The organism is Pantoea sp. BJFS-204, assembly GCF_049310725.1.
GTDB classification, from domain to species: Bacteria; Pseudomonadota; Gammaproteobacteria; order Enterobacterales; family Enterobacteriaceae; genus Pantoea; species Pantoea agglomerans.
This window is the reverse complement of the sequence record NZ_JBMOWE010000001.1, coordinates 1021840-1047020: the sequence shown is the minus strand read 5'-3', so window position 1 is coordinate 1047020 and position 25181 is coordinate 1021840. Positions and strand designations below refer to the sequence as shown.

Annotated in this window: 22 protein-coding genes; 8 read left to right on the top strand and 14 right to left on the bottom strand. The window is 56.9% G+C overall.

All coding sequences use genetic code 11. The features are described 5' to 3' along the window. Nucleotides 1-9 precede the first annotated feature (9 nt). From rhaM to rhaB, 4 genes are read right to left on the bottom strand one after another with little or no spacing between them, the layout of a single operon-like run. Entirely contained in the window at nucleotides 10-324 is a 315-nt protein-coding gene (gene rhaM / locus ACO6VX_RS04745) for an L-rhamnose mutarotase (RefSeq protein WP_010670186.1), read from the bottom strand. After that, complete coding sequence (rhaD, locus tag ACO6VX_RS04740; RefSeq protein WP_422457795.1) at nucleotides 314-1156, bottom strand: rhamnulose-1-phosphate aldolase; 843 nt, start codon at nucleotides 1154-1156, stop codon at nucleotides 314-316. The genes rhaM and rhaD overlap by 11 nt, the downstream gene beginning before the upstream one ends. A 10-nt stretch (nucleotides 1157-1166) precedes the next feature. After that, nucleotides 1167-2423, bottom strand: a complete 1257-nt coding sequence (locus ACO6VX_RS04735) for an L-rhamnose isomerase (RefSeq protein ID WP_422457794.1) — start codon at nucleotides 2421-2423, stop codon at nucleotides 1167-1169. Beyond that, nucleotides 2416-3888: a rhamnulokinase gene (rhaB, locus tag ACO6VX_RS04730; protein WP_422457793.1), complete on the bottom strand. Its 1473-nt coding sequence runs from the start codon at nucleotides 3886-3888 to the stop codon at nucleotides 2416-2418. Before rhaB ends, ACO6VX_RS04735 begins: the two co-directional genes overlap by 8 nt. A gap of 291 nt (nucleotides 3889-4179) precedes the next feature. Between rhaB and rhaS the strand changes: the two genes are divergently transcribed. Next, entirely contained in the window at nucleotides 4180-5001 is an 822-nt protein-coding gene (gene rhaS / locus ACO6VX_RS04725) for an HTH-type transcriptional activator RhaS (RefSeq protein ID WP_029519526.1), read from the top strand. Nucleotides 5002-5012: 11 nt separating this feature from the next. After that, nucleotides 5013-5876, top strand: coding sequence for an HTH-type transcriptional activator RhaR (gene rhaR, locus ACO6VX_RS04720; RefSeq protein ID WP_050680444.1), 864 nt, complete (start codon nucleotides 5013-5015; stop codon nucleotides 5874-5876). A gap of 173 nt (nucleotides 5877-6049) precedes the next feature. Here the strand turns inward: rhaR and rhaT are convergent, their stop codons facing one another. Then, a complete protein-coding gene (rhaT, locus tag ACO6VX_RS04715; RefSeq protein WP_033787799.1) occupies nucleotides 6050-7084 on the bottom strand; it encodes an L-rhamnose/proton symporter RhaT in 1035 nt (344 codons plus the stop codon). Nucleotides 7085-7443: 359 nt separating this feature from the next. On the opposite strand from rhaT, the gene ACO6VX_RS04710 reads away from it, so the two are divergent. Together ACO6VX_RS04710 and ACO6VX_RS04705 are read left to right on the top strand one after the other, a co-directional pair. Next, the gene (locus ACO6VX_RS04710) at nucleotides 7444-7767 is read left to right on the top strand and encodes a hypothetical protein (protein WP_010244743.1); all 324 of its coding nucleotides are present in this window, start codon (nucleotides 7444-7446) and stop codon (nucleotides 7765-7767) included. A gap of 43 nt (nucleotides 7768-7810) precedes the next feature. Continuing rightward, nucleotides 7811-7909: a YoaK family small membrane protein gene (locus tag ACO6VX_RS04705; RefSeq protein WP_008925225.1), complete on the top strand. Its 99-nt coding sequence runs from the start codon at nucleotides 7811-7813 to the stop codon at nucleotides 7907-7909. A 3-nt stretch (nucleotides 7910-7912) separates the two neighbouring features. Here ACO6VX_RS04705 and ACO6VX_RS04700 read toward each other — a convergent pair whose 3' ends face one another. Further along, a complete protein-coding gene (locus ACO6VX_RS04700) occupies nucleotides 7913-8179 on the bottom strand; it encodes a DksA/TraR family C4-type zinc finger protein (protein WP_010244737.1) in 267 nt (88 codons plus the stop codon). Nucleotides 8180-8375: 196 nt separating this feature from the next. Here ACO6VX_RS04700 and aldA point away from each other — a divergent pair, with 196 nt between their 5' ends. After that, nucleotides 8376-9812 (top strand): aldehyde dehydrogenase, encoded by a 1437-nt coding sequence (gene aldA / locus ACO6VX_RS04695; protein ID WP_422457789.1) that lies wholly within the window; start codon nucleotides 8376-8378, stop codon nucleotides 9810-9812. A 75-nt stretch (nucleotides 9813-9887) separates the two neighbouring features. On the opposite strand, the gene ACO6VX_RS04690 is transcribed toward aldA, so the two are convergent. Beyond that, entirely contained in the window at nucleotides 9888-11156 is a 1269-nt protein-coding gene (locus ACO6VX_RS04690; protein ID WP_010244731.1) for an MFS transporter, read from the bottom strand. After that, nucleotides 11153-12574: a M20 family metallopeptidase gene (locus tag ACO6VX_RS04685; RefSeq protein ID WP_422457787.1), complete on the bottom strand. Its 1422-nt coding sequence runs from the start codon at nucleotides 12572-12574 to the stop codon at nucleotides 11153-11155. Before ACO6VX_RS04685 ends, ACO6VX_RS04690 begins: the two co-directional genes overlap by 4 nt. Before the next feature lie 140 nt (nucleotides 12575-12714). Here ACO6VX_RS04685 and ACO6VX_RS04680 point away from each other — a divergent pair, with 140 nt between their 5' ends. Further along, entirely contained in the window at nucleotides 12715-13629 is a 915-nt protein-coding gene (locus tag ACO6VX_RS04680) for a LysR family transcriptional regulator (RefSeq protein ID WP_010244726.1), read from the top strand. A 348-nt stretch (nucleotides 13630-13977) separates the two neighbouring features. Here ACO6VX_RS04680 and ACO6VX_RS04675 read toward each other — a convergent pair whose 3' ends face one another. After that, entirely contained in the window at nucleotides 13978-15573 is a 1596-nt protein-coding gene (locus ACO6VX_RS04675) for an ABC transporter substrate-binding protein (protein ID WP_422457785.1), read from the bottom strand. 127 nt (nucleotides 15574-15700) lie between these two features. Between ACO6VX_RS04675 and pepT the strand changes: the two genes are divergently transcribed. Next, complete coding sequence (gene pepT, locus ACO6VX_RS04670) at nucleotides 15701-16927, top strand: peptidase T (protein ID WP_033787793.1); 1227 nt, start codon at nucleotides 15701-15703, stop codon at nucleotides 16925-16927. A 36-nt stretch (nucleotides 16928-16963) separates the two neighbouring features. Here the strand turns inward: pepT and ACO6VX_RS04665 are convergent, their stop codons facing one another. Together ACO6VX_RS04665 and ACO6VX_RS04660 are read right to left on the bottom strand one after the other, a co-directional pair. Beyond that, nucleotides 16964-17740 carry a transporter substrate-binding domain-containing protein gene (locus ACO6VX_RS04665; RefSeq protein ID WP_010670199.1) on the bottom strand — a complete coding sequence of 259 codons (777 nt, stop codon included), beginning with the start codon at nucleotides 17738-17740 and terminating at the stop codon, nucleotides 16964-16966. A 65-nt stretch (nucleotides 17741-17805) separates the two neighbouring features. Further along, a complete protein-coding gene (locus ACO6VX_RS04660; RefSeq protein WP_422457782.1) occupies nucleotides 17806-18972 on the bottom strand; it encodes a methionine aminotransferase in 1167 nt (388 codons plus the stop codon). Nucleotides 18973-19097: 125 nt separating this feature from the next. Here ACO6VX_RS04660 and ACO6VX_RS04655 point away from each other — a divergent pair, with 125 nt between their 5' ends. After that, complete coding sequence (locus ACO6VX_RS04655) at nucleotides 19098-19979, top strand: LysR substrate-binding domain-containing protein (protein WP_010244709.1); 882 nt, start codon at nucleotides 19098-19100, stop codon at nucleotides 19977-19979. Here the strand turns inward: ACO6VX_RS04655 and ACO6VX_RS04650 are convergent. From ACO6VX_RS04650 to hglS, 3 genes are all read right to left on the bottom strand, one after another. After that, nucleotides 19937-21601 (bottom strand): methyl-accepting chemotaxis protein, encoded by a 1665-nt coding sequence (locus ACO6VX_RS04650; RefSeq protein WP_422457780.1) that lies wholly within the window; start codon nucleotides 21599-21601, stop codon nucleotides 19937-19939. The genes ACO6VX_RS04655 and ACO6VX_RS04650 overlap by 43 nt on opposite strands. A 217-nt stretch (nucleotides 21602-21818) precedes the next feature. Next, entirely contained in the window at nucleotides 21819-23339 is a 1521-nt protein-coding gene (locus ACO6VX_RS04645) for a carboxylesterase/lipase family protein (RefSeq protein WP_422457778.1), read from the bottom strand. A gap of 431 nt (nucleotides 23340-23770) precedes the next feature. Then, the gene (gene hglS / locus ACO6VX_RS04640; protein ID WP_158131671.1) at nucleotides 23771-25114 is read right to left on the bottom strand and encodes a 2-oxoadipate dioxygenase/decarboxylase HglS; all 1344 of its coding nucleotides are present in this window, start codon (nucleotides 25112-25114) and stop codon (nucleotides 23771-23773) included. Nucleotides 25115-25181 lie beyond the last annotated feature (67 nt).

Genomic DNA, 25181 nt, shown 5'->3' with positions numbered 1-25181 from the left:
TTCCCGATTTTATTCCAGAAAGAAAACCGGTTTTAACGGCTCACTGATCGGGCTGTTATCTGCATTAGACGGCATCAGATCTTTCATTGATGCCCACCAGCGCTGACAGACCTCCGTTTCCGCCACCGCGTTCCAGCGCTCCTCAGATTCAATCTCAACACTGGCGAACAGCAGATGCCGCTCGGCGTCCAGCCAGATGGCATAGTTATGCGCGCCGTGCGCTTTCAGGGTTTCGGCCAGTTCAGGCCAGATCGGTGAGTGCCGACGCTCATACTCTGCATGGCAATAAGGGTTCACCTGCATCACAAAGGCTTTACGCAGCATTAGCAGGCCCTGCATCCAGCGCCGGTTGCCACGGCTTCACACCAAATCGCTCACCCAATGCAACCAGCTGTTCTGTGGTGATACTCTGACGAATACCGCCCATCGACAGCACTTTGACGATCACTTCTGACGATTTCTCCGCCGTATCAATCAGACCAAAAGTCTCATCGAGTGTCGGGCCCGTGCCAAAGACACCGTGGAATGGCCACATCACCAGGGTATGTGACTGCATCTGTCCGGCGGTCGCGGTGCCGATTCCATCGGTGCCGGGTACCATCCAGGGTAAAACACCCACACCGTCCGGGAACACCACCAGACATTCGGTACTCCCTTCCCACAGCAGGCGGGTAAAGCGGGCGGAATCCATCTCAATCACATAGCTTAAGGCCATAAAGTTGGTGGCGTGACAGTGCATGATCACCCGGTCTGCACCCTTGCTGACCGCTTTACGCACCGCATGAGACTGAAAGTGTGACGCCAGTTCAGAGGTCGGCAAACCGCCATTCGACAGGCCCCAGTGAATTTTATAAGAGAGCCCTTTGTCATCGACCTGCAGCAGTGCCAGACAATCCGCCGGATCAAGCTGGACATTACGCATGAATTTTCCTGACCCGGTCACCAGAAACCAGTCGTTCGCCAGCGCCGGCGCGGGTTGTGTCAGCTCAATACAGCGCGGTTGCAGGCAGAAATCAGCGGCAAAAGGTTTAACCTCCTCTTCCAGCAGACGCAGGCTGACGTTGCCGCCGTTACGTTCGTCCCAGCCCTTCAGCCACATATCGCTGGTTGCTTTGACCATTCCCTTAACAAACCCGGAAGAAAGAATGCTTTGCATAGTGAAATCCTTAACGTTGGCTCAAAATCTGTTGTTCATAATGGCGGACGTCGCCTAACCAGCTGGCATCAGCCGGGACGTCATGGCGCAGGCACCAGGCTTCCCATGCCGCCTGCCACGGCAATGATTTTTGCTCTTCCAGCAGCGTCAGCCGCGCGGTGTAATCACCCTCGTTCTCGGCCTGGCGCAGACGGTCGGTTGGCTCCAGCAGAGCACGCAGCAGCGCTTTTTTAGTGTTACGGGTGCCGATAACCCAGGCGGCAATCCGGTTGATAGAGGCGTCGAAGAAATCGAGTCCGATATGCACTTTGTCGAACAGCTGATGGCGGACGATCTCGCTGGCGATCGCCTGAGTTTCATCATCCAGCAGCACCACATGGTCGCTGTCCCAGCGGACCGGGCGGCTGACGTGCAGCAGCAGACGCGGCACATAGAGCATCGCGGCAGAAATTTTGTCGGAGATCACTTCGGTGGGATGAAAATGTCCCGCATCCAGGCATAGTGCCGTCTGGCGGCTGGCGGCGTAACCAAGATAAAACTCATTGGAGCCCACGGTGTAGCTCTCTGCGCCAATGCCAAACAGCTTGCTCTCAACCGCGTCGATATGGTGCTGCGGATTCAGTTTTTCTGAGATGACCTCATCCAGTGCGCTCATCAGACGCTGACGCGGGGCCAGTCGATCCACGGTAATATCTTTCATGCCGTCCGGCACCCAGATATTCATCACTGACGGCGTGCCAAGCTGCTCACCAAACGAAGCGGAGATGCGGCGACTCGCTTTGCAGTGATCGATCCAGAACTGACGCACGGTTTTATCACTGTGCGACAGCGTAAAACCGTCGGCACTCATCGGATGCGAGAAGCAGCTGGGGTTAAAATCCAGCCCTAAGTTGTGCTCTTTCGCCCAGGCAACCCAGTTGGCGAAATGGGCAGGTTCAATGGCATCCCGATCGACTGGCTTGTCACTTTCCAGATAGATAGCGTGCAGGTTCAGACGTTTTGCGCCTGGGATCAGAGACATCGCCTTGTCGATATCGCTGCGTAATTCACTGGCATTGCGTGCCCGCCCCGGATAGTTGCCGGTCGCCTGGATGCCGCCAGTCAATGCGCCCTGTGGGTTCTCAAAGCCCCGGACATCGTCCCCCTGCCAGCAGTGCATCGAGACAGGAATGCTGTCCAGCTGGCGAATGGCCTGTTCAACATCAACTCCATTGTCAGCGTAGCGTTGTTTAGCCAGTTCAAAAGCCTGTTCAATCTGCTTAGTCATAAGCGGGTTCCTTAGCGGGTTGACTCAGCGTCGTGAAGCGTGCCTGACTGGCACTGAAGACGCTGTGAGTTTGCGGTTCGAATTTTTCCAGTGGGAAGTTGTTGATGACGCTGCAGCGGAAATCAGCCACATCGATCAGTTCGCCAAGTGCAATCAGCTGGCAACCAACGTTACCCAGCGTGGAGGCTTCAACCGGACCTGCCAGCACCGGAATCTGGCAGGCATCGGCACAGAGCTGGTTAAGAAAACGGTTCTGACTGCCGCCCCCTACCACGTGAAGCTGGCTGAAAGGTTTGCCTCGCAGCTCTGCCAGCTCCTGGATCACCTCGCGATAGAGCAGTGCCAGGCTGTCAAATATGCAGCGGGCCAGCGCGGCGGCAGATTGTGGCACCGGCATTCCCTGCTCTGCGCAGGCGTTCTGAATCTCGTTAACCATGCTGTCGGGATTGATGAAGCGCGCATCATTGGGACTAATCAGTGAAACACAGGCGGGCTGGCGGGCCGTCTGATCAATCAGTGCGCTGAGATCGTCAATCTGCAGTTCGCCGCAGATGCGCTGCAACAGCCATAAGCCCATGATATTTTTCAGTACGCGGTAGCCTTCTGCGCCGCCCTCATTGGTGATATTGGCGCGTAACGCACCATCGCAGGCATAAGGCTGCAAACTTTCAAAGCCCATCAGCGACCAGGTTCCGGAACTGAGATAGGCGGCATCGTCCTGCATCAGCGGCGTTGCCAGAACCGCGCTGGCGGTGTCGTGGGTGGCGACAGCAATAACCGGGACCGGGACACCTGCGCTATTGACCCAGTGGCCGACGGTGTTGCCCGGTGCCTGCGGCTGGCCGAACCATTCAGGAGCAACGCCCGCCCAGGCGAGCAGATCACGATCCCATTCGCCGCTGTGAATATTGAGCATTTGCGTAGTGGTGGCGTTGGTGTATTCCCAGTTGAGATTACCGGTCAGGCGATAATGCAGATAGTCCGGCATCATCAGCGCATGCGCCACGCGGGCCTGCCAGTCGGGCTGCTGCTGATGCAGGGCGCGCATCTGATAGAGCGTATTGAATGGCAGAAACTGAATGCCGGTTCGGGCGTAGATGGCACTGCGGCTCAGTTCGTGCTGCGCCTGCTCCATCAGGCCGTGGGTGCGCGCATCGCGGTAGCTGACCGCCTCACCCACCGGCTCGCCCTCTGCATCCAGCAGCACCATATCAACGCCCCAGGTGTCGATACCGATACTGTCTGGCACAATCTTCTCTTCATCTAACTGAGCCAGCCCGGCGCGTATCTCCTGCTCAAGCATCGTCAGATCCCAGCAGTCATAACCGGCACGACGCTGGCGCTTATTTTTAAAGCGCCGGACCTCACGAAGCGCGAGCTGGCGCTGCGCAGCATCCCAGCTTGCGAGCATGACGCGCCCGCTGGATGCCCCGAGATCAATAGCAACAATGTTTCTCCTGGTCATGGCGACTTTTCCCTGTGATTGAGTGGTCACAGAGTAAAAACCTGGCCGGTTAAAGACCTTCCCCGGAGTGCCAGCGGCTGATAAGCCCTGGCAGACTTGCAAAGAACTTCGTGAGAGAGATCACAGAGGCGAAAGGCAGGAGGATGTGACCCCTGCCGCAAATCTGTTAACTGCTGAGGATTTCTTGAAAAATCAGCATGATTCCTGCTGAGTCAGGCTGAAAATTCAAGGTAAGGTTAGAGCGTGCTGATTAGACTGCGTTACGGTTTTGTTAAGCAGCGAGAGATGACCATGACCATATTGCACAGTGCGGATTTTTTCCCCGAAGGCGATTACGCCATTGCGATTGAACCCCGCGTACCCCAGGCCGCCTTCCCGGAACATCATCATGATTTCCATGAAATTGTGCTGGTTGAGCAAGGCTCTGGCATTCATGTGTTTAATGGTCAGCCACAAACGCTGTGCGCCGGTTGCGTCTGCTTTGTGCGCGATCACGATCGTCATCTTTATGAGCAGACCGACAACCTTTGTCTGACCAACGTGCTTTATCGCAGCCCCGGCGCGTTTCGCTTTCTCTCCGGGTTACAGGCTTTACTGCCCTGCGATCAGGACGGGCAATATGCTTCCCACTGGCGCATCAATCAAAAGGTGATGACGCAGGCGCTGAGTGTGGCGGCGCAGATGCAGCCGGATGATACCTGGTCGATGGAAAAACAGGCGCGTCAGGAACAGCTCTTTTTACAGTTGCTGGTGCTGTTGCGTGAGGCGTGCATTGACGGACAGAGTCAGGATCAGGAGGCGCGGCTGCATCGTCTGCTCGACTGGCTGGGTGAGCATTACAGTGATGAAATTATCTGGGATGAACTGGCTGACCGCTTCTCCCTGTCGCTGCGTACCCTGCATCGGCAAATGAAGCAGCAAACCGGCAGCACGCCGCAGCGCTACCTGAACCGTGTGCGGCTGTTGCAGGCCCGTCATCTGCTGCGTCACAGTGATATGCGAATTACCGATATCGCCTTCCAGTGTGGATTTGGTGACAGCAACCATTTCTCAACCCTGTTCAGGCGCGAATTTGGCTGCGCACCGCGAGCGGAGCGCCAGCAGATGATGTAAAGGAGCCAATCATGGCGTTGATACTCAGTCGGGATGACTATTTTCCCGCCACTACTCTACCGGTGGCGGTCGCCGAAAGGATGCCACAACCCTCTTTCCCGCCGCATCGACACGAGTTCAGTGAAATCGTGATTGTCTGGCGCGGCAATGGCCTGCACGTCCTCAACGATCGCCCCTGGCTGATTACCTGTGGCGACGTTTTTTATATCCGCGACAGTGACTGCCACAGCTACGACAGCGTTAACGATCTGGTGCTGGATAATATCCTCTACTGTCGTGATCGCTTTGGTCTTGCTCTTGACTGGAATCAGCTGCTGCCGCAACAGGGCCCGGATGCGCCTGGCGGCTGGCGGCTGACCACGCGAGGGATGGCGCTGGCCCGTGGGGTGATCAGCCAGCTGGAGCGTGAAAGTCGAAAAAGCGATCCCCTGTCAGTTCAGCTCTCGGAGGCGCTGTTTTTACAGCTGGCGCTGATTCTGCGCCGCCACGGCTACGCGGCCGACCGCCCCTGGGCGTTGCCGGAGGGCGAACAGCTCGATCTGCTGATGTCAGTGTTGCAGGGTGCGATTGCCCGCCCCTTTGATCTCGCGGAGTTTTGTCAGCAGAACCAGCTCAGCGAACGGGCGCTGAGGCAGCTTTTCCGTCAGCAGACCGGGATGACCATCGGTCATTACCTGCGTCAGCTACAGCTCTGTCAGGCAAAATATCTGCTTCGCACCCAGGATTGTCTGATTAGTGAGGTTGCTGCCCGCTGCGGCTTTGATGACAGTAACTATTTTTCGGTGGTCTTCACCCGTGACACCGGTTTGCCTCCCAGCGCCTGGCGACAGCAATTTATCGCGCCACGCCAGGCGCTGAAAAGTGCCGAGTCTTAATAAAACGGGCCTGCATAGCAGGCCCGTTGAGGTAACAGAGAAAAGCTGTTCCACATTGCCGGGAAACAGTGCCTGCGAATTAAACTAATGTGTTGTTGTAAGTAAAACCCCGACGGAGTGAGCCATCAGTCTGGCAGGCCCCGCCTGCATAAAGACAGAGTCACTATTCGCGATCAGGCCGCCATGCCAAGTCCCACAATATTGGCGGCAATGATAATCACCACACAGCCGATTGATAACACGCTGACCGGGCGGCGTCCCGCAGACTTCCACTCCTTCATCAGCAGCCCCACAAGACCACCACACAGGACGTATAGACTCATGTGCAGCATCCAGCTGACATAGTCATACTGCGCCGGGATTCTGGCATGGCCCCAGGCATAGAAGAAGAACTGCAGATACCACATGGTGCCGCCGAGCACCGCAAACGCGGTATTAGCAATCAGCAGCGACTTCCCGACCGAGAAGTCTTTACGCACCGACAGCTCTGGCCGGGTGGCCAGCCGCCAGAAACAGAAGGCCAGATTAACCAGAGCGCCGCCGCCCATAATGATTACGTAGCTGGGCAGAGCTACATACAGCGGATCGATGCCCAGATTAGCGGCGGCCTGATGCATGGGCTTAGCCGCATCCATGGCAAAGGACATACCCGCCGAGAAGATGCCGCACATCACCGCCAGCACCAGTCCTTTTCTGAGATTAAACTCTTCTGCGTTAATCCCCAGCGCCCGCTCCTTTAACAGCCCGGCACGCGATACAATCCCGACGCCAATCAGTGCCACCAGTACGCCCAGCAAGGTTAACCGGCCACCCGCCGACGCGAAGAGCTCACCAAAGCGCCCCTGCAGAAGCGGTGTCATCAGCGTGCCGACCACCAGGGTAATGCCAATCGCGATACCGATTCCCATCGACATGCCGAGATAACGCATGGTCAGGCCGTAGTTGATATTGCCTATGCCCCACATCGCGCCAAACAGAAATACCGGCGTCAGTTGCGAAAGCGAGAAGCTGCTGTAATAGGCCATAAAATCTGGCAGTAAAATGGCACTTACCGCCCACGGCAGGATCAGCCACGACATCAGGCCACCGATCGACCACATGGTTTCCCATGACCATCTTTTCACCTGTTTAAAAGGCGCGTAGAAACACGCGGCGCTGGCAGCTCCGACAAAATGCCAGAAGATACCCGCAATAATGGCACTGTTCATTGTTATTCCCCGGTTAGGTTGAGGCCTGTCGGAAACCTGTCTGCTTCCGCTCAGCAGGCAGTCTACGTTCAGCAGGAATTCCTCAGCCTTTGGATAAATGCCGGAAGCCACAGTGAAGTGGCAATATTTACCCGTTGTGCCCATCAGGGATCACAATTTCACCGTTGTCAGAAAACCGGACGATTAGTTAAGTAAGTAACTTATTATTCAATGTTTTTTTCATTTTTGCTGTGTGGCGCAGCACAATTCTGATCTGACTGCCATTCACAAGGGAAGGTTGGCAAATGTGCAAAGAAGCCTTTCATTAACGCGGGCAAGGTCGTATAAACTGGGGAAAATTGATCGGATCAGGGAATGGGATGACGACAAAGTGGTTAACGCTGTTTCTTTCGCAGTCAGTCAGCCAGGTAATGCTGGATGATCTGCGCGCGATATTACCTGCAGATGCGATAAAGGTATTTGTGAATGGCCTGGATGAAACCCACTATGCCACCCTTGAGTGTGTGCAGGCGGATCAGCATTGCGCCCTGATCGCCTCAGCGATAGTGGTCTGGCGTCAGCTCGGACATGTTCACCATATTCTCTATAAAAAAGGTGAGGTGTTGCGGGAGGAAAATGATGCAACGCAGTTCCAGCTGTTCACTCTGCTGAAAACCCACCGCGCCGTATTGCAGATCTCATGATAAGATCGCAGCCCCTGAAATCGCTGTTTGCAGCAGGTAAATTATGAGAATTGGAATTCTGTTTCCGATCGCCATCATTGTGGCGGGCGTGGGCTTTCTGGCGTGGTTTATTGGCAGTGGCCTGGCGATGCCAGGCTCCTGAGGATCAGCGCAACTGACTGTCTTTACTGCCCCGACGGTTATATAAACTGCTGGTCTGCTGTTGCTTGTCGATTTTTTCCTGACACGCCACACAATAGTGCACGCCTTTAAGCGCCTGACGACGCGCTTCGGGAATCGGCTCGCCGCAGAGCTCGCATTCGGTGGCGCTTTCGCCCTGTCCGATCGACTGTCTTACCCGCTCAATGCCATCATTGACGGTGCTATCGATCTGTTCCTGTACTGCGCCTTCTGACGCCCATCCATTTGCCATGATTTAACCCCTTTATTACCACTTCACTCCTTTAAATCTACAACATATTGACGTTTTTGCCGCAGAACTCACCGATATCTGTGATTGGCTGCCAAGCGCAACCGGCAGCTGGCAATCAGCTAAAGGTAGCCCTGAGCAATCTGTTTCACCCTGCTATCACATTACTGCAACGTATCGATAGCGGAGAGCTAAGCGAATGACAACACATCATCAACATTTCATTAATGGCGAATTTGTAGCCCATCAGGGTGACCGTTGGATTGAAGTGATCAATCCGTCCACGGAGGCGTTGCTGTCCCGTATTCCCCAGGGCAGTCGTCAGGATGCCAGCCTTGCCATCAGCGCCGCAGAAGTGGCTCAGCCTGGATGGGAAGCGCTGCCTGCAGTAGAGCGCGGCGTCTGGCTGCACAAAATTGCCACCGCCATCCGCCAGCGTGAGCCTGAACTGACGGCAACCATTGTGGCTGAGGGTGGAAAAACCCAGGGGCTGGCGAAGACCGAAGTGATGTTCACCGCCGACTACCTCGATTACATGGCGGAGTGGGCGCGTCGCTATGAAGGTGAGATCATCAACAGTGACCGCCCCAACGAAAACATCTTCCTGTTCAAAAAAGCGATCGGCGTCACTACCGGAATACTGCCGTGGAATTTCCCCTTCTTCCTTATTGCCCGCAAAGCGGCACCGGCCCTGATCACCGGAAACACCATCGTGATCAAACCCAGTGAGCTGACACCGAATAATGCGGCACTTTTTGCCGACATCATACAAACGCTGGGTCTGCCTGCTGGCGTCATTAACTTTGTTTATGGTCTGGGACCGGAAGTGGGACAGGAGCTGGCAGCAAATCCTAAGGTCGGTCTGGTGAGTCTGACCGGAAGCGTCGGTGCAGGCATTGCCACCATGGAAGCCGCGGCTAAAAATGTCACCAAAGTGTCGCTGGAACTGGGTGGCAAAGCCCCCGCCATCGTGATGGATGATGCCGACCTCGAGCTGGCTGTGCGGGCGGTCGTCAGCTCGCGGATCATTAACAGCGGCCAGGTCTGCAATTGCGTAGAGCGGCTCTATGTGCAGGAAGGCATTTACGATCGTTTTATCAGCGCACTGACCGCCGCGTTTCAGCAGGTGACATTTGGCGACCCGGCCGAACGCAGCGATATCGATATGGGTCCGCTGATTAATGCCGCAGCACGGGATCGGGTGGAGCAGAAAGTAGCAGAGGCCGTCGCCGCAGGGGCAAAAGTGGTGCTGGGCGGCAAGCGCGCCGGAGACAGAGGCTTCTTTTTCCAACCCACCTTGCTGACTGATGTGCGCCAGGAGATGGCGATTATGCAGGAAGAGATTTTTGGCCCGGTTCTGCCGGTGATGAGTTTTAAAACGCTGGATGAGGCGATTACGCTGGCCAACGACTGCGAATATGGGCTGACCTCCTCGATTTATACGCAGAATCTGAATACCACCATGACCGCGCTGCGAAAGCTGAAGTTCGGTGAAACCTACGTTAACCGTGAAAACTTCGAAGCGATGCAGGGATTTCATGCCGGGTGGCGTAAATCGGGTGTCGGCGGTGCCGATGGAAAACATGGTCTGGAGGAGTATCTGCAGACCCATGTTGCCTATTTACAGTTCAGTTAATCACTGGCTCGATCTTACCGCCTCCCGTACCTGACGTTGTCAGTACCAGATTGGGCCAGTAATCGGCCCACTCTTTTATGCCACCCGCTTACTGCAGCGCAGCAGCGCGATACCACTCAACACCGCCACGGCCATCAGGTAGTATCCAGGCGCCAGACTGCTGCCGGTGGCGGCAATCAGCATGCTGCAAATCAGCGGTGCAAACCCGCCAAATACCGTCACGGCCACGTTGTAGCTGATCGCCATGCCGCTGGCGCGCGTGGTCGCCGGGAAGAGATCGGCCATCACCGACGGCACCGTGGAGAAATAGACCGACTTGAGTAGCGCCATCCACGCCACCAGCAGGATCAGCGTGGTGGGCGTAGTGTGATCGACCATCCATTTGAAGGCGGGATAGATGGTGACCATCAACAGCAGCAGCGATCCCCACATCAGCGGCAATCGGCCAATCCGCTCCGCCCACAATCCCATTATGGGCGTCACCACCGTCAGGATAATCCCTGCGACCAGCGTGGCGGTGAAGGCCACCGACCCCGGCAGATGCAGCGTTTTGGTGGCGTAGGTCGGAATGTAATTGAGCATGTAGTTGACGGCGGTCGAGATCACCATCACCCCAATCGCCAGGGTGATCAGCGCTTTCTGCCGCCCGAACAGCGTTTTCAGCGGTGCGGCTTCCTTCTCCTGCGTCGCAAAGCTGGCGGGCTCCTGCACGTGACGGCGAATATAGATCCCCAGCGGTCCAATCAGTAAGCCGAAAGCAAACGGGATACGCCAGCCCCACGCCTGAATCTCGCTTTCGCTCAGCCAGTGTGTCAGCCCCAAGCCGAACGCCGATGCCATCAGAGTACTGGCGCCCTGTGTGGCGAACTGCCAGCTGGCGATAAAGGCTTTGCGCTCGGGAAAGTGCTCTACCAGGAAAGCGGTGGAACTGCCAAACTCGCCTCCGGCAGAGAAGCCCTGAATCAGACGCGCCAGGATAATCAGCAGCGGCGCCGCCAGACCAATAGTGGCGTAACCCGGCATAAAGGTAATGATCGCCCCGCCCAGCATCATCAGATTGATTGAGAGCAGTAGCGCTTTTTTACGGCCATGACGGTCGGCATAGTTGCCCAGCACGATGGCACCCAGCGGACGGATCAGGAATGAGATGCCGAAGCTGCCGAAGGTCAGCAGTAGCGACACCGACGGATCGCTGACCGGAAAGAAGACGTGCGCGATGTAGCTGGCGAAGAAGCCATACACCGCGATGTCGAACCACTCCAGCGCGTTACCAATGCAGGTAGCGAACAGCGTTTTGTGCAGGCTCGGTTTCACCTGCGGAGTACTCTGTGCGATGCTGCTCATTGTTCACCTCTCCGCCACTGATGGTGGCGCGACATCAGTTGTTCGCCCTCTTCACCCAGTTGCCAGAAAAGGCGGGTCATGATCGCCAGCCCTTCACGTGCAACAGAGGTGAGCATGTGTTCGTTAACGCCGTGCTGGCCGCAGGCCGGATAGGAATGGGGCACCCACAGCGTCGGGAGGCCGAGGATATCGGCAAATACCTCATTGGGCAGTGAACCGCCGAGATTGGGCAACAGCGCCGGTTTTTTACCGCTGCTGCGGGCCAGCGTGTCCAGCGCCCAGGCCACCAGCGGATCCTGCGGATCGAGTCGCGTTGCAGGTGAACCGCGCATAAACTCTACGCTGACGTTATCGAAGCCGTGCTGATGCAGGTGACTTTCGACATGCCGGACCAGATTTTCCCAGTCGGTGCCGACCACAAATCGCAGCTGACACACCGCCGTGGCGCTGCCGGGGATGGCGTTCATCGGACGTGCCGGGTTACCGGTTTCAAACGCCAGCACCTCCAGCGTGTTCCAGCCATAAAGACGCTCCGCAGGCGTCAGGCCCGGTTCTCCCCAGCCGTCGGCCAGCGCCGGATCGCCCGGCATGCCGCCCACCTCGATATCACTGAGGATGGCGCGCACCGCATCGGTAAGGGAGTCCGGTTTCAGTGCGGCGACCTGCAAAACACCCTGTGCATTCACCAGGCAGGCGAGCGCATTGGCCAACTGGGTGCCGGGATTGCTCAGCAATCCGCCCCAGTTGCCGGAGTGATAGGCGTTGTCGCGCGCCCTGATAGTCAGACGAAAGTTCGCCGCGCCACGCGAACCCAGGAACAGTGTCGGCCGCACCGCGTTCAGTCGCGGGCCATCAGAGGCGATAAAGAGGTCGGCCTGTAACAGCGCCCGCTGCTGCTGACAAATCTCCGCCAGCCCTGGCGAGCTGATCTCTTCACCCATTTCAAACAGGATTTTGCAGTTGAAGCCCAGTGCGCCACCGCGTGCCTGCCACACCTGCTCCAGCGCCGCGAGATTGATGCAGTGCTGTCCTTTGTTATCCGCACTGCCGCGCCCATACAGGCGGTCATCTTCAGCCGTGAGTCGCCAAGGTGATAAACCGTCGCGCCAGTTCTCATCGTCGCCGAACACCACATCGCCGTGGCCATAGCAGAGCAGCGTCGGTCTGGAGGGATCTTCAATGAGCGTGGCGATCAGAAACGGCGGGCTGCCGGGCTGCGGATTCTCAAACGGGTGCAGCGTAAAGCCCATCGCCGCCAGCTGCGGGCCGATCTCCTGCTGCAGATAGTTCTCCAGCTCCGCCTGCCTGCTGGCGTGCTGGCTTTCGGTCACGCAGGAAATTCGTCTTGCCAGCAGCTGCTGAAACTCGCCACTGTCGAAATAGTGCATCGCCTGGTCAACGGTCTGTTGCTCTGTCATGTTTGCCCTGTCTGTTCTTTTTATCGTGCTTTATCTTTGACAAACTTCTCTCTTTGCCACAATTATTAATTTATCGAGTGAGCCTTGCTTTTAAAGCAAGCCACGCCTGCCCTTTTATGATGCGTTTTGCCGGAGTGACCATGTTAAGCAGTGAGATCCGCTATTTCCTGGCGGTCGTACAGTGCGGATCGCTCAGCGCCGCCAGCGAGCAACTCTTTGTGGCGGTGTCGGCGATTAGTCGCCAGATTCAGCGTCTGGAGACGCAGGTGGGTGTGCCGCTGTTTGAGCGGCATGCACGCGGCATGGTATTGAACGAAGCCGGTGAAATATTCGCGCATCATGTGCGCAAGAGTCAGCTCGATATGGAATATGCGCTGGCGGAGATTAAGGGGCTGAAAGCAATACGGCGCAGCCTGATCCGCATCGCCTGCACCGACGGAATGGCGTTCAGTTTGCTGCCGGGTCTGCTGGCGGAGTTCCGTCAGGCCAATCCCGGCGTGCTGTTTGCGCTTAATGTGACGCACTCGCAGGGCGTGGCGGCATGCGTCAGAGCTGGGGAATGCGATGTTGCGCTGCAGTTCAGTCTGCAGCCGGAGCGCAGCGTTGAGGTGCTCGGCTCGTGGCCGGCGCCGGTGTTACTGGCGATGCATCAGTCGCATCCGCTGGCGTCGCGTCAGGTGACGCTGGCCGATCTGCATGGCTGGCCGCTGGCGTTGCCAGGTCAGCATACTACCGTGCGGCAGTTGTTTGACCTCTCCTGTCAGATGAACGACTGCGTGGTCGAGCCGGTGCTGACCTGCGACTATTTCGCTACGCTCTACCACTTTTTGCTGCATACCCCGCAGGCAGTAACCATTTGCAGTGCGTTTACCCTGTTGTTTGAACGCGACACGCAAAATCTGGTGTTGCGTTCGATGGGGGTGGATCAGCTGAGTCAGCGTACGTTGCAGCTTCAGACGGTGTCCGGCCGCCAGCGGAATGCGGCGCTGACGCTGTTTCTGCAGTTTTTGCAGCAGCGGCTAACGGAGATGGATCAGCAGGTGAGGATGGGATGAGTGATACAGGCTTAAAGGAGTTTGGTTGTTAAAGTCTGCGCTGGATGGCTGTCAGATAGTGCTGGCTTAGGGAACACGACCAGATCGGAAAGTCGCAACAGCCGCCATCCATGGCATGCCCGGCCCACGCGATTACGCACCTCATCCCTGAGGAGCGCCCGTAGCCGGGCCAACGCGTTGCGTTGTTCAAAAACGCTCCCGGCGTTTTTATCCGGGCGGCGGGACGCTTTCCTCTTCGGGGCATGTTCCCTTCGCATTGAACTTATTTATTGCTGTCAGTTCTTTTTAAGCTGAGCCAGACAGCAGAGGCCCACATGTGTATACGCCCCTGCTGATAGCTGTTACCGTTTACTGCTTAATATCAACCTGATAGAAGATGTGTTTGCCGAACGGATCGACCTGATAGCCGCTGACTGATTTGCGCACCGGCTCAAAGATGGTGGAGTGCGCAATCATCACCGCAGGCATCTGGTCATGCATCATCTGCTGTGCCTGCAGATAAAGCGCGGTGCGTTTGCCCTGATCCGGCTCGGCGCGAGCTTCGGTGATTAACTTCTCAAATGGCTGATAGCACCATTTTGAGGAGTTGGAACCGCCCTGTGCCGAGGTACAGCTGTAAAGCGGGCCAAAGAAGTTGTCCGGATCGCCGGTGGCGGTGGTCCAGCCCATCAGCGCCGCCTGATGCTCGCCGCTGCGCACGCGTTTCAGGTATTCGCCCCACTCATAGCTGACGATATTGGCTTTGATGCCCACTTTAGCCCAGTCCGACTGAATCATCTCCGCCATGCGGCGCGCATTCGGGTTGTAAGGCCGCTGAACCGGCATCGCCCAGAGCGCAATTTCGGTACCCGGTTTCACACCCGCCTGTTGCAGCAGGGCTTTGGCCTTCTCTGGATCGTAGTCGTAATCTTTCAGATCTTTTTCGGCGCTCCAGACGCCCGGTGGCAGGATATTTTTCGCAACCGTGCCGGTGCCTTTAAAAATCGCATCGATGATCGCCGGTTTGTTGATCGCCATCGCCAGCGCCTGACGCACTTTAACGTTATCGGTTGGCGCTTTAGTGGTGTTAAACGCCAGGAAGCCGGTATTCAGACCCGCCTTTTGTTCCAGGGTGATATCCGGGTTAGCACGCATCTTTTCAAGATCGGCGGGATTAGGGAAAGGCATCACCTGACACTCGTTCTTCTCCAGCTTGGCGTTGCGCACGGAGGCATCCGGCGTGATGCTGAACACCAGCCGATCGAGTTTCGCCTTGCCCTGCCAGTAGTCCGGGAACGCTTTGTAGAGAATGCGGGAATCTTTCTGATACTGCACCAGCTCAAACGGTCCGGTGCCGATCGGGTTCATATCGACCTTCTCCGGCGTCCCCGCTTTCAGCATCGCGTCTGCATATTCCGCCGAGTGGATCGAGGCGAAGTACCAGGCGAGATCGGCAAGGAACGGCGCTTCCGGATGGGACAGCGTAAAACGTACGGTGTGGTCATCGACCCGGTCGATACTTTTAATCAGCGTGGAGAGCTCCAGGCTTTCGAAGTTGGAATAGGTGCCGCCAGAGACATTGTGGTAAGGATTTTTCGGGTCCATCTGGCGCATAAACGAGAAGATCACATCGTCGGCGTTGAAGTCGCGGCTGGGTTTGAAGACTTTATTGCTCTGAAACTTCACGTTCTTGCGCAGATAGAAGGTGTAAACCGTGCCATCCGGGCTGATTTCCCAGCGTTCTGCCAGGCTGGGCACCAGGTTGGTGGTGCCGGGCGTGAAGTCCACCAGCCGGTTGAAAACCGGCACCGCACTGGCGTCAACGCTGGTCCCGGAGGTATAGAGCTGCGGGTTAAAGTTCTCTGGCGATCCCTCAGAACAGAAGACCAGCGTTTTGGCGTTAACGCTGCCAGCCAGCGCTATCCCAGCCGTAACAAGCGCTAAGGTGGCTATCTTGATTTTCATTATTATCCTCGCTTTGTATTGACTTCCGGTGATCACAATATCTAAATGAATCATTCAGATGCTTCATTGATAGCACGATTCGGCACCATAACGAACCCCGCCGGTGGCTGACTAATAAGGAATAGTGATGACAGACAAACTTGAGTCGCAGCTCACAGAACGTTTTTTCCGTTACCTCGCCATCAGCAGTCAGAGCGATGCCAAATCCACCACCCTGCCCAGCACGCCGAGCCAGCACGCCATGGCGGAACTGCTGGCGGATGAGCTGCGCGCGTCAGGGCTGGATGAGGTAGTGATTGATGAGCATGCTACGGTGACGGCGGTGAAACGCGGCAACCGGCCTGACGCGCCGCGCATCGGGTTTATTACGCATATCGATACCGTTGATGTCGGTTTGTCGCCCGATATCCACCCGCAGATCCTCACCTGGCAGGGCGAAGATCTCTGTCTGAATGCAGAGCAGGATATCTGGCTGCGCCGCGATGAACATCCGGAGATCGCGCCCTACGTCGGTCAGCAAGTGATCTTCAGCGACGGCACCAGCGTGCTGGGCGCGGACAACAAAGCGGCGGTCACCGTGGTGATGACGCTGATGCAGAACCTTAACGGCGACCACGGCGACATCGTGGTGGCCTTTGTGCCGGACGAAGAGATTGGGCTGCGCGGCGCGAAAGCGCTGGATCTGGAAACGCGCTTTAATGTTGATTTCGCCTGGACCATCGACTGCTGCGAACTGGGCGAAGTGGTCTATGAAAACTTCAATGCTGCCGCTGCAGAAATTGTGTTTACCGGTGTACCCGCCCATCCGATGTCGGGCAAAGGGGTGCTGGTCAATCCGCTGCTGATGGCCCATGACTATATCAGCCTGTTTGATCGGCAGCAGACCCCGGAGCACACTGAAGGCCGTGAAGGCTATATCTGGTTCAATGAGATTCAGGCCAACGCCAGCAAGGCGACGCTTAAGGCCTCAATCCGTGATTTTGATCTGACCAGCTTTGCGGCACGTAAGCAGCAGTTGCAGCAGGCAGCAGAGGATCTGGCGGCGCGTTACCCCACCGGCAAGGTGAGCGTGGGTATCAGCGATACTTACAGCAATATCAGCAATGCCCTGGGTGAAGATCGTCGGGCGATTGACCTGATCTTCAGTGCCTTTGCCGCGCTGGAGATTGAGCCGAAGGTGATTCCGATGCGTGGCGGTACAGACGGTGCCGCGCTGTCAGCCAAAGGTCTGCTGACGCCGAACTTCTTTACCGGCGCGCACAACTTCCATTCACGCTTCGAATTTCTGCCGGTAACGTCGTTTGTGAAGTCCTATCAGGTGGCGGAAAAACTCTGTTATCTGGCGGCGGAATAAGCGGAGGAATCGGGCGCAGAACGCGCCCGATTGCGATTATGGCTTCGCGCTGACATCAATGCCTGGGAAATATTTTTCAGCCAGCTTTTTGATGGTGCCATCGCCCTGCACTTTAGCAATCGCCGCATCCAGTGACTGCTTCAGCTGCGCGTCATCTTTGCGCAGGCCGTAGCCGATGCCTGAACCAAGAATCGCGTCATCTTCGACTGGCTTGCCAACAAACCCAAAGCCTTTGCCCTGCGGTTTATCGAGGAAGCCAGACTGACCGGCAGCGGACATCACCAGTGTGCCATCCAGGCGGCCCGCGACCATGTCGTTGTAAACCTGGTTTTGATCCTGATACGAGGTCACGGTCACACCCTGCGGCTCCCAGTGCTTCTTCGCATAGGTTTCCTGGATGGATCCCTGTAATACACCGATGTTCTTGCCCTTCAGACCCTCGGCAGTCGGTGCCAGATTTTCACCGGTCTTCGCCACTAACATGGTCGGAATACGGTAGATCGGCTGCGTAAACGCAATGCTTCTGGCGCGCGCTTCGGTGATGTTCATCGCCGAGTTAATGGCGTCGAACTTTTTCGCCTGCAGTGCCGGGATCAGCGCATCAAAGCTGCTCTCAACCCAGTGGCAGCTGAAGTTGCCCGCCTTACAGATGGCATTGCCCAGCTCGATATCAAAGCCTTCCAGTTCCCCTTTAGCATTGCGGCTTTCAAAAGGCGGATATTGTGACTCCACGCCGTAGCGTAAATCCTGTGCCAGTGCCTGTACCGATGTCATCATGCCCAGAGCGAGAAAAAGCGCGTTCAGTTTCTTCATTATGTTATTTACCCCGAAAAGTCCTGGTTACCTGTTCCCCGAGCTGCCTCACGCGGTGGCGTGAATCAGTGAGAAAAAGCACATAGCGCAGCCGCGCCAGCCTCAAGTGTCGCCTCGTCTTTAGCAAAAGAGAGCCGAATCAGTTTGTTATCTGTGCCATCCATATAAAACGCCGACAGCGGTATGGTCGCCACACCGTGATCGACGATAAGACGTTTTACCATTTCAATGTCCGGTTCGTCACTGAAATGTCCATAGCTGGCGAGCATAAAGAACGAACCCGCACTCGGCAGCAGCCGGAACGGGGAGTTCTGCATCAGGGCAATCAGCCGATCGCGCTTCTGCTGATAGAAGGCACTGAGCGACAGATAGTTCTCTGGCGTCTGCAGATAGTGTGCGAAACCGACCTGCATCGGTGTATCGGCGGCGTACATCATAAACTGATGCACTTTCACCAGCTCAGTCATCAGCTCTGCCGGTGCCAGACAGTAGCCTACCCGCCAGCCGGTGACGTGGAAGGTTTTGCCAAACGAAGAGACAATGACGCTGCGGGCTGCCAGCTCCGGATGCGTCGCCATCCCACAATGCGGGCGGCCATCAAACAGAATATGCTCGTAAACCTCATCGGAGAGCACCACGATATCGGTGTTGCGGATTAAGGCTGCCAGCTGATTCAGGTCGTCGGGGGTCAGCACCTGCGCGCTGGGGTTGTGCGGCGTATTAATAATGATCATCCGGGTGCGCGGCGTGATTGCTGCCCGCAACTGATCCCAGTCGATAGCAAATGACGGCACCTGCAACTTCAGGCCAATCGGTTTACCGCCCTGCAACCGCACCACCGGCGCGTAGCTGTCAAACGCCGGTTCAAAGAAGATCACCTCATCGCCCTGATGAACCAGCGCGGTAATCGCCATATAGAGCCCCTGGCTGGCGCTGCCGGTGATCAGCACTTCACTGGTGGCATCATATTGTTGTCCATAGAGCGCCTGCACTTTGCTGGCAAGCGCGTCGCGTAAGGCGGGCAAGCCCATCATGGCGGCATACTGATTATGTCCTTCCTGCATCGCGCGGCTGACTGAGTCGACCAGCGCCGGATCACAGGGGAAATTGGGCGCGCCCTGCGACAGGTTAATCGCCTGATGCTGCGCCGAAAGCTGGCCAATCACGCTGAAAATAGTGGTGCCGACGTCCGGCAATTTTGAGTGGATAGCGACAGGCGTTTTCAGGGACATACTCTCTCCGTCAGGGGCATAACCGCTCAGATGCGGTAAATAGCTATTCAACGGGCTGCGACTTGAGTCGGCAAGCGAAATGTCGTCATAATAGCCATGAAAAAAATGCATAGCTGAGGTTCACCGTGTCACGCTTATCGCTGCCGCTTAATGCCATTCACGCCTTTCTGGTGACCGCCCGACATCTCAATCTGACCCACGCTGCCCGCGAACTTTGCCTGACGCAGGGCGCCGTCAGTCGTAAGATTGCCGCCCTGGAGCAGTGGCTGGGCGTGACGCTGTTTGACCGCCACGCGCGCGGTCTGCGCCTGACCCCTCAGGGCGCGGCGCTGCTGCCCGACTTACAGCAGGGTTTTGAGCTGATGGTTCAGGCCAGCGAGAAGGTCCGCCGTAGTCAGGTCAGCATTCGCCTGAAAGCGCCAACCTGTGCGATGCGCTGGCTGGTGCCCCGGCTGATGGCGCTGGAGCATCATCGTCCTGAACTGCATGTGGCCCTGACCACCACGCTGGATCATGCCGCGCAGCTGGAGAACTTCGATGTGGCGATTGTCTATGGTAAGCCGCACCCTGACGGAATTTGCCTGTTCAGTGAGTCGCTGACGCCAGTGATGGCAGCCGATCAACCCCGCCCGGACTCCCCGGCGGCACTGGCCACAATGACCTTTTTGCATCCCACGGCAGATACGCGTGACTGGCAGTGCTGGCTGCAGGCGCAGCAGGTGACACTGAACATGAAGCGGAACCAGCATTTTGCCACCATGGACTTAGCGATCAGTGCAGCGATTCAGGGGTTTGGTGTGGCGATGGCCGACAGCAATCTGGTGGAGAGTGATATAGCCAGCGGCAGGCTGATTAAGCCGTTCGCTGGCGAGGCAAAAACCGGTGCGGTTTACAGTTTACTGAAACGGCCCGCGCAGGATGCGCCACCGTTCCTGGCGGAGCTGGTGGCGTGGCTGTGCAGGGATCAGAAGGTGACCCAGTCGCCGTTATCCGCCGGTTTAGCCTGAGGCGCATTCAGCACGGTTGCTTTCGGCGCGGCAGGTTTATTCGTGATGACCGGTGCGGTCTGGCGGTTGCTGGAGAGACGGAACTTCGACACAGAAGCCTGCAGCGCTTCCGTCTGCAATGCCAGTGCGCTCGCCGCGGCAGAAACCTCTTCAACCAGTGAGGCGTTCTGCTGGGTCACGCTATCCATTTCGGTTACCGCAGCACCCACCTGAGAGATGCCTTTGCTCTGCTCTTCTGAGGCGGAAGCAATCTGTTTCATGATCGCATCAACATCCTGCACCGATTTCAGAATATTGTTCATGGTGCCGCCGGTGGTGCTGACCAGCTCGGCGCCTTTACCTACACGCTGAACCGAATCTTCAATCAGCGTCGCAATCTCTTTCGCGGCATTGGCGCTGCGCTGTGCAAGGTTACGCACTTCAGAGGCAACGACCGCAAAACCCCGCCCCTGTTCGCCAGCACGTGCCGCTTCGACGGCGGCGTTCAGCGCCAGAATATTGGTCTGGAAAGCGATGCCGTTGATCACGTTAGTGATTTCAGCGATTTTCTTCGAGCTGCCTGAGATGCCATCCATAGTGCTGACGACTTCACTGACCAGCTGACCGCCACGTTGTGCCGTGGTGGTGGCGGTTTCTGCCAGCAGGCTGGCCTGGCGGGCATTATCGGCGTTGAATTTTACCGTGGCCGTCAACTGCTCCATGCTGGCCGCAGTCTGTTCGAGCGCAGCGGCCTGCTCTTCGGTACGTGAAGAGAGGTCGTTGTTACCGGCAGAAATCTCTGCGGCACCGCGCGAGATATTCTCAGTGCCGCTGCGAATGGCGCTGACCGCTTCACGCAGGCTATCCTGCATGGCGCTCAGCAGCGGCACCAGTTTACCGACGCAGTTGCGTCCGAAATCGGATACCGGCTGACTCAGGTCGCCCGTGGCAATTACCGCGAAGTGGGTACGAATACTTTCCAGCGGACGGACCAGCATCGCCACCAGATAGCGGTCGGTAAACAGCAGAATAAACAGGCCGAAAATTACCGTGATGGTAATAATCGTTTTGGTCATCGCGGTGAGGTGATCCACTTCAACCCGGGTTGCATCCAGCTTTTCAGCTGCGCCCTGGCTGAATTTCTCTGCGCTGATGCCAAAGGCACGACTGAGTGGGGGCGTGACGTTATTTGCCTGCTGACGATAAGCATCAGGCGAGGCCTGACGGGCCAGCTGCAATTGTGGAGTAACGCCCGCATCCAGCAGCTTTTGCCAGCTCTGAATCACCCCATCCACGACATCCGGGTTCATCGGGCCGGGTGCCAGTTGTTTAAAGCGCGCCAGTTGCTGGGTCATGCTGTCCAGCGCCTGCTGCACCGGAGCATAAGCCTCATCGCTCAGGGTCTGACCTGCGGCTTTGCTTTCCATCACGCGGGATAAGCGCGTGATGACACGAAAATATTGATCGTTGCCTTTGCTCAGCACCGTCATTTGCTCAACCAGATGACGGTCCACATCATTCCCTTCGCTGAGCGCGCCAAGAGAGTGAATGCTATACAGCCCGACGCCGCTCCACAGTAAACAAAACAGTCCCAGAATAGAGAGCATCACTGCGCGAATGGTAAAATTTTTGAGCATTCCCATACCAAAATCCTATACACGTTGACCCGCAAGCGTCGGGCATAGGAGGTTTATCGGCATGCGATTGTGAAGATGTAACTGTTTTGTTACCTAATATTTTACAGCGTCCCTAAGGAAAATTTCACTTTATAGCCTTTTTATTCAGCAGGTTAACCTTTAAAAAGCAGAGTAATTCCATTCGCGCAATTTGATGGTTAGCAGGCTAACCATGAGCTGCCGTTTAAAGCCTGACCATACGAGTCATTAATAGCCGGAAAAGCCGCATACGGGCGCGCATAAAGTTCCGCTTCAGAACCAGCCCGCTCTTCCGATCATCACCAAGTGACATTGTCACGTCAGAGCCCGGGTGCCAGGCTGGCCACACAACTTCCCCCTCCAGCTGATGCTTATATTCCGTAGCATCACGGGCAAAGGTAAACCAGTACTCGCTGACCCGTGCCGCAAATGCCCGATCGGCCTCACTGAAGGGTCGTTCTTCGTTGGGATCCGGCCTCTGACTCAGCGTGTTCAGCACATAAGGCACTTCGTTGCCGTGCCAGGTGCCGTGCGGATAGAGGTCACGGGCATGTTCAGAGACATAATCAAACCAGTAGCGCCAGCCTGGCATTCCGGCATTGTGCTGCGCCCGCATCACCAGCCACGGCACCAGACTGAATGCCATATCGCGCGCCACGGCACGTCCCAGCCGCTGATCGTCATGAATGTCATACATCCATTTCAGCGTCCGGTAAGTGAGACGATTTTTATCGCGTAGCTGATGCAACACTGCGGTGGCATCCACGCCAAAATATTCCAGCACGCTGGCTTCATCGCTGTTGCTGCCCGCCATCAGCGGCAGACGGTGCTGTTTTGCAGCCATAAAGGTTTTCAGCATCGGCTCAGGCAGGACAGCGTCACCCGCTATCGGCACCGGCGGGATCGCCAGCGGCCCTTCCAGCGACCAGAAGGCATCGGCAGGCAGTGCGCGCAGGTCATCAGCGCTGGCATCGGGCGGCAGACCGAAATGGCGGGCCACCGCCATACCCTGCTGACGCGCTTTTTTCAGCGGCGTATCAGGCAGGCTGTAGGCGCTCTGCACAATCCCTTTATGAAACAGCCCTTCGGCCAGTGGCGAACAGCAGAGTGACAGCACGCTGCGTGCGCCTGAGGATTCACCGAAAAGTGTCACATTGCGGCGGTCGCCGCCAAAGGCAGGAATGTTGCGCTGCACCCACTGCAGTGCGGCAATCTGATCCAGCAGGCCAAAATTGTTGACCGTGCTGGCAACAGGGTATTCAGCATCCAGGGCCGGATGAGAGAAGAAACCGAGATGGCCGAGCCGGTAGTTGAGCGTCACCACCACCGCGCCGCGTGAAGCCATCGGCTTGCCGTTGTAAGGTGCCAGCCCGCCAGCACCAATGGTGTAGCCACCACCGTGCAGCCATACCATCACCGGCAGGGGTTTCACGGGCGCGACATCGGGCGTCCAGACATTAAGGTAGAGGCAGTCTTCGCTGAACTCACCCGGATCGCCACCGCCCACGGCCTGGCAGTAAGTGCGATTTTGCCAGCCGGAAGCCCCAAACGCGGTGGCGTCGCGCACCTGCTGCCAGGGCGTAACCGGCTGTGGCGGACGCCAGCGCAGTGCGCCAAGCGGTGCCGCCGCATAAGGTATGCCTTTGAATACGAAAAGGTCATCGTCCATGCATCCACGCAACTCCCCCTCAGCAGTCATGATCCTCAGACCTGTTTCGTTTTTCATTCCTGTTTCCCTGTTCAAACGTCCCTCCATTATTTGCAGGCCCGCCAGCATTGTCCAGGTACGGAAGGGATTTGCAGAATATGCCGAAGCGTGAGGGGCAGGCGTGAACATGCTCATCAACAGGTTCAGAGAGTCAGTTACGGTTATGATTCAACGTTGTTTATCTTTTCGCAATTGGTCAATGACGCTGCCAGCGCCGGAGTGGCGCGTCGTTGCTCTGTTATCACGTGCGGTTGTGCGGCTGTTAATCAGTCAGTCTGCTAATAGATTAAGATACTCACGCGGGTAAACCTGCGCTGAGCGGTAAAGCGTTGTTTTTCCCCAGTCCTGTCAGCATATTACCCGCGTTGCCCCACTTCAGGTCCACTGGCCTTAGCAGGGCGGGTGCGGAGAAAGCGTTGCGGGCAACGCGCCTGTTGCCTGCAGAGGCGTCAGTCTGGCCGTAAGCCACACTGTGCCAGCGAGCGCTGCTGGCGCTCTTCGTATAACGTCATCTCATCCAGCACGACAGCGCCCAGCGCGGCTTCAAATGCCTGGCGGCTCGCCTGTCCCGCCGAACGAACCTGCGCCCGATCGCCGAGGTTGGACTGGAAAATGCCCGCCGCGCTGACGGGCAGAAAATCTTCGTAGATGATAGGGTCTGCCAGCACACGACCTTCTTCGATGAGGGTCTCCAGCGATTCACCCTGAGCCGGCGGCGTCGCGATGCCCTTTTCACTCAGGCGATAATGGAACCAGGCCAGCTCCTGCTGGCGCAGCGTGGTTTCGTCGTCGGGGAAGTCACGGAAAATCGCCGCCAGATGTTGCTGATGCTGCTGATTATCCTGACCGCTGCCCGCCTCGCTGAGCAGTCGATCGTAGAGCGCACGGCCCTGGGGCGTCAGCGCCACGCCGCGCTGCTCAATTTCACCGAAGCGTGCTGTATGGGTTCCCTGATGCCCATCCTGAAAGATGATCGGCTCTTCCAGCGCTTTAAAGCTGGTCTGACGTAACAGGATCGGTACCTGACGACGCGGTGGTCCCTCGATCAGGGTTTTCGGATCGATACCGCGCGATGGCATCAGTTGCTGTACGCGGTCAATATCGAGCGTGCGCGGCGTGAGATGGTTGATGTGACAGCCGGGAAAGCAGACCACGTCAGCGATCAGCCGATGCTGCTGGTTCAGCGCCTGATAGGTCTGACTGTCCACGCTGCTGTGGGCATGCCAGCGGAAGGTTTCCAGTGCTTCGGTAACAAACTCAGTGGCCTGCTCGTCGGTTAATCCGCCCTGCTGCTGATGCAGTTCCAGAAGCGCCCGGCAACGGGGGGTGAAAATGTCGCGCGCGGCAAGAATCTCCGACGCCTTTTCACGCAGCGCGTGGTCGTCGATCAGTTCAGGGCGTAACAGCGAGGTAAAGACCCGAAAGGGATTGCGGCGCAACGCCGCATCGGTGACCGGCCGGAACGCCGTGGAGTGAACCGGCACACCAGCCTGAGAGAGATCGTAATAGCCAACCGGGTGCATTCCCATCACCGCAAACAGCTGCCGCAGTGTGGCTAATTCGTCTGCCGTGCCCACACGGATCGCACCGTGACGCTCCAGGTTGAGTCGGTCGATCTCATCGGCTGCGGTGAGACGATCTTTCAGCGCGATATCCGCTTCCAGCGCGCGGTCGTTGACGGTCGCCACCAGTTGCATCAGCGTGCCATATTGCGGCACTTCCTGCTGATACATAGCTGACATCGCCTGAGAGAAACGGGTGCGGATGAGATCCGCACTGAGAAAGTTGTCCATCTTATCCACCTGACACCGTTAGCGTTGCTGCTAATGTAATGCAACACGCTGGCCTCAGCGGAAAAAA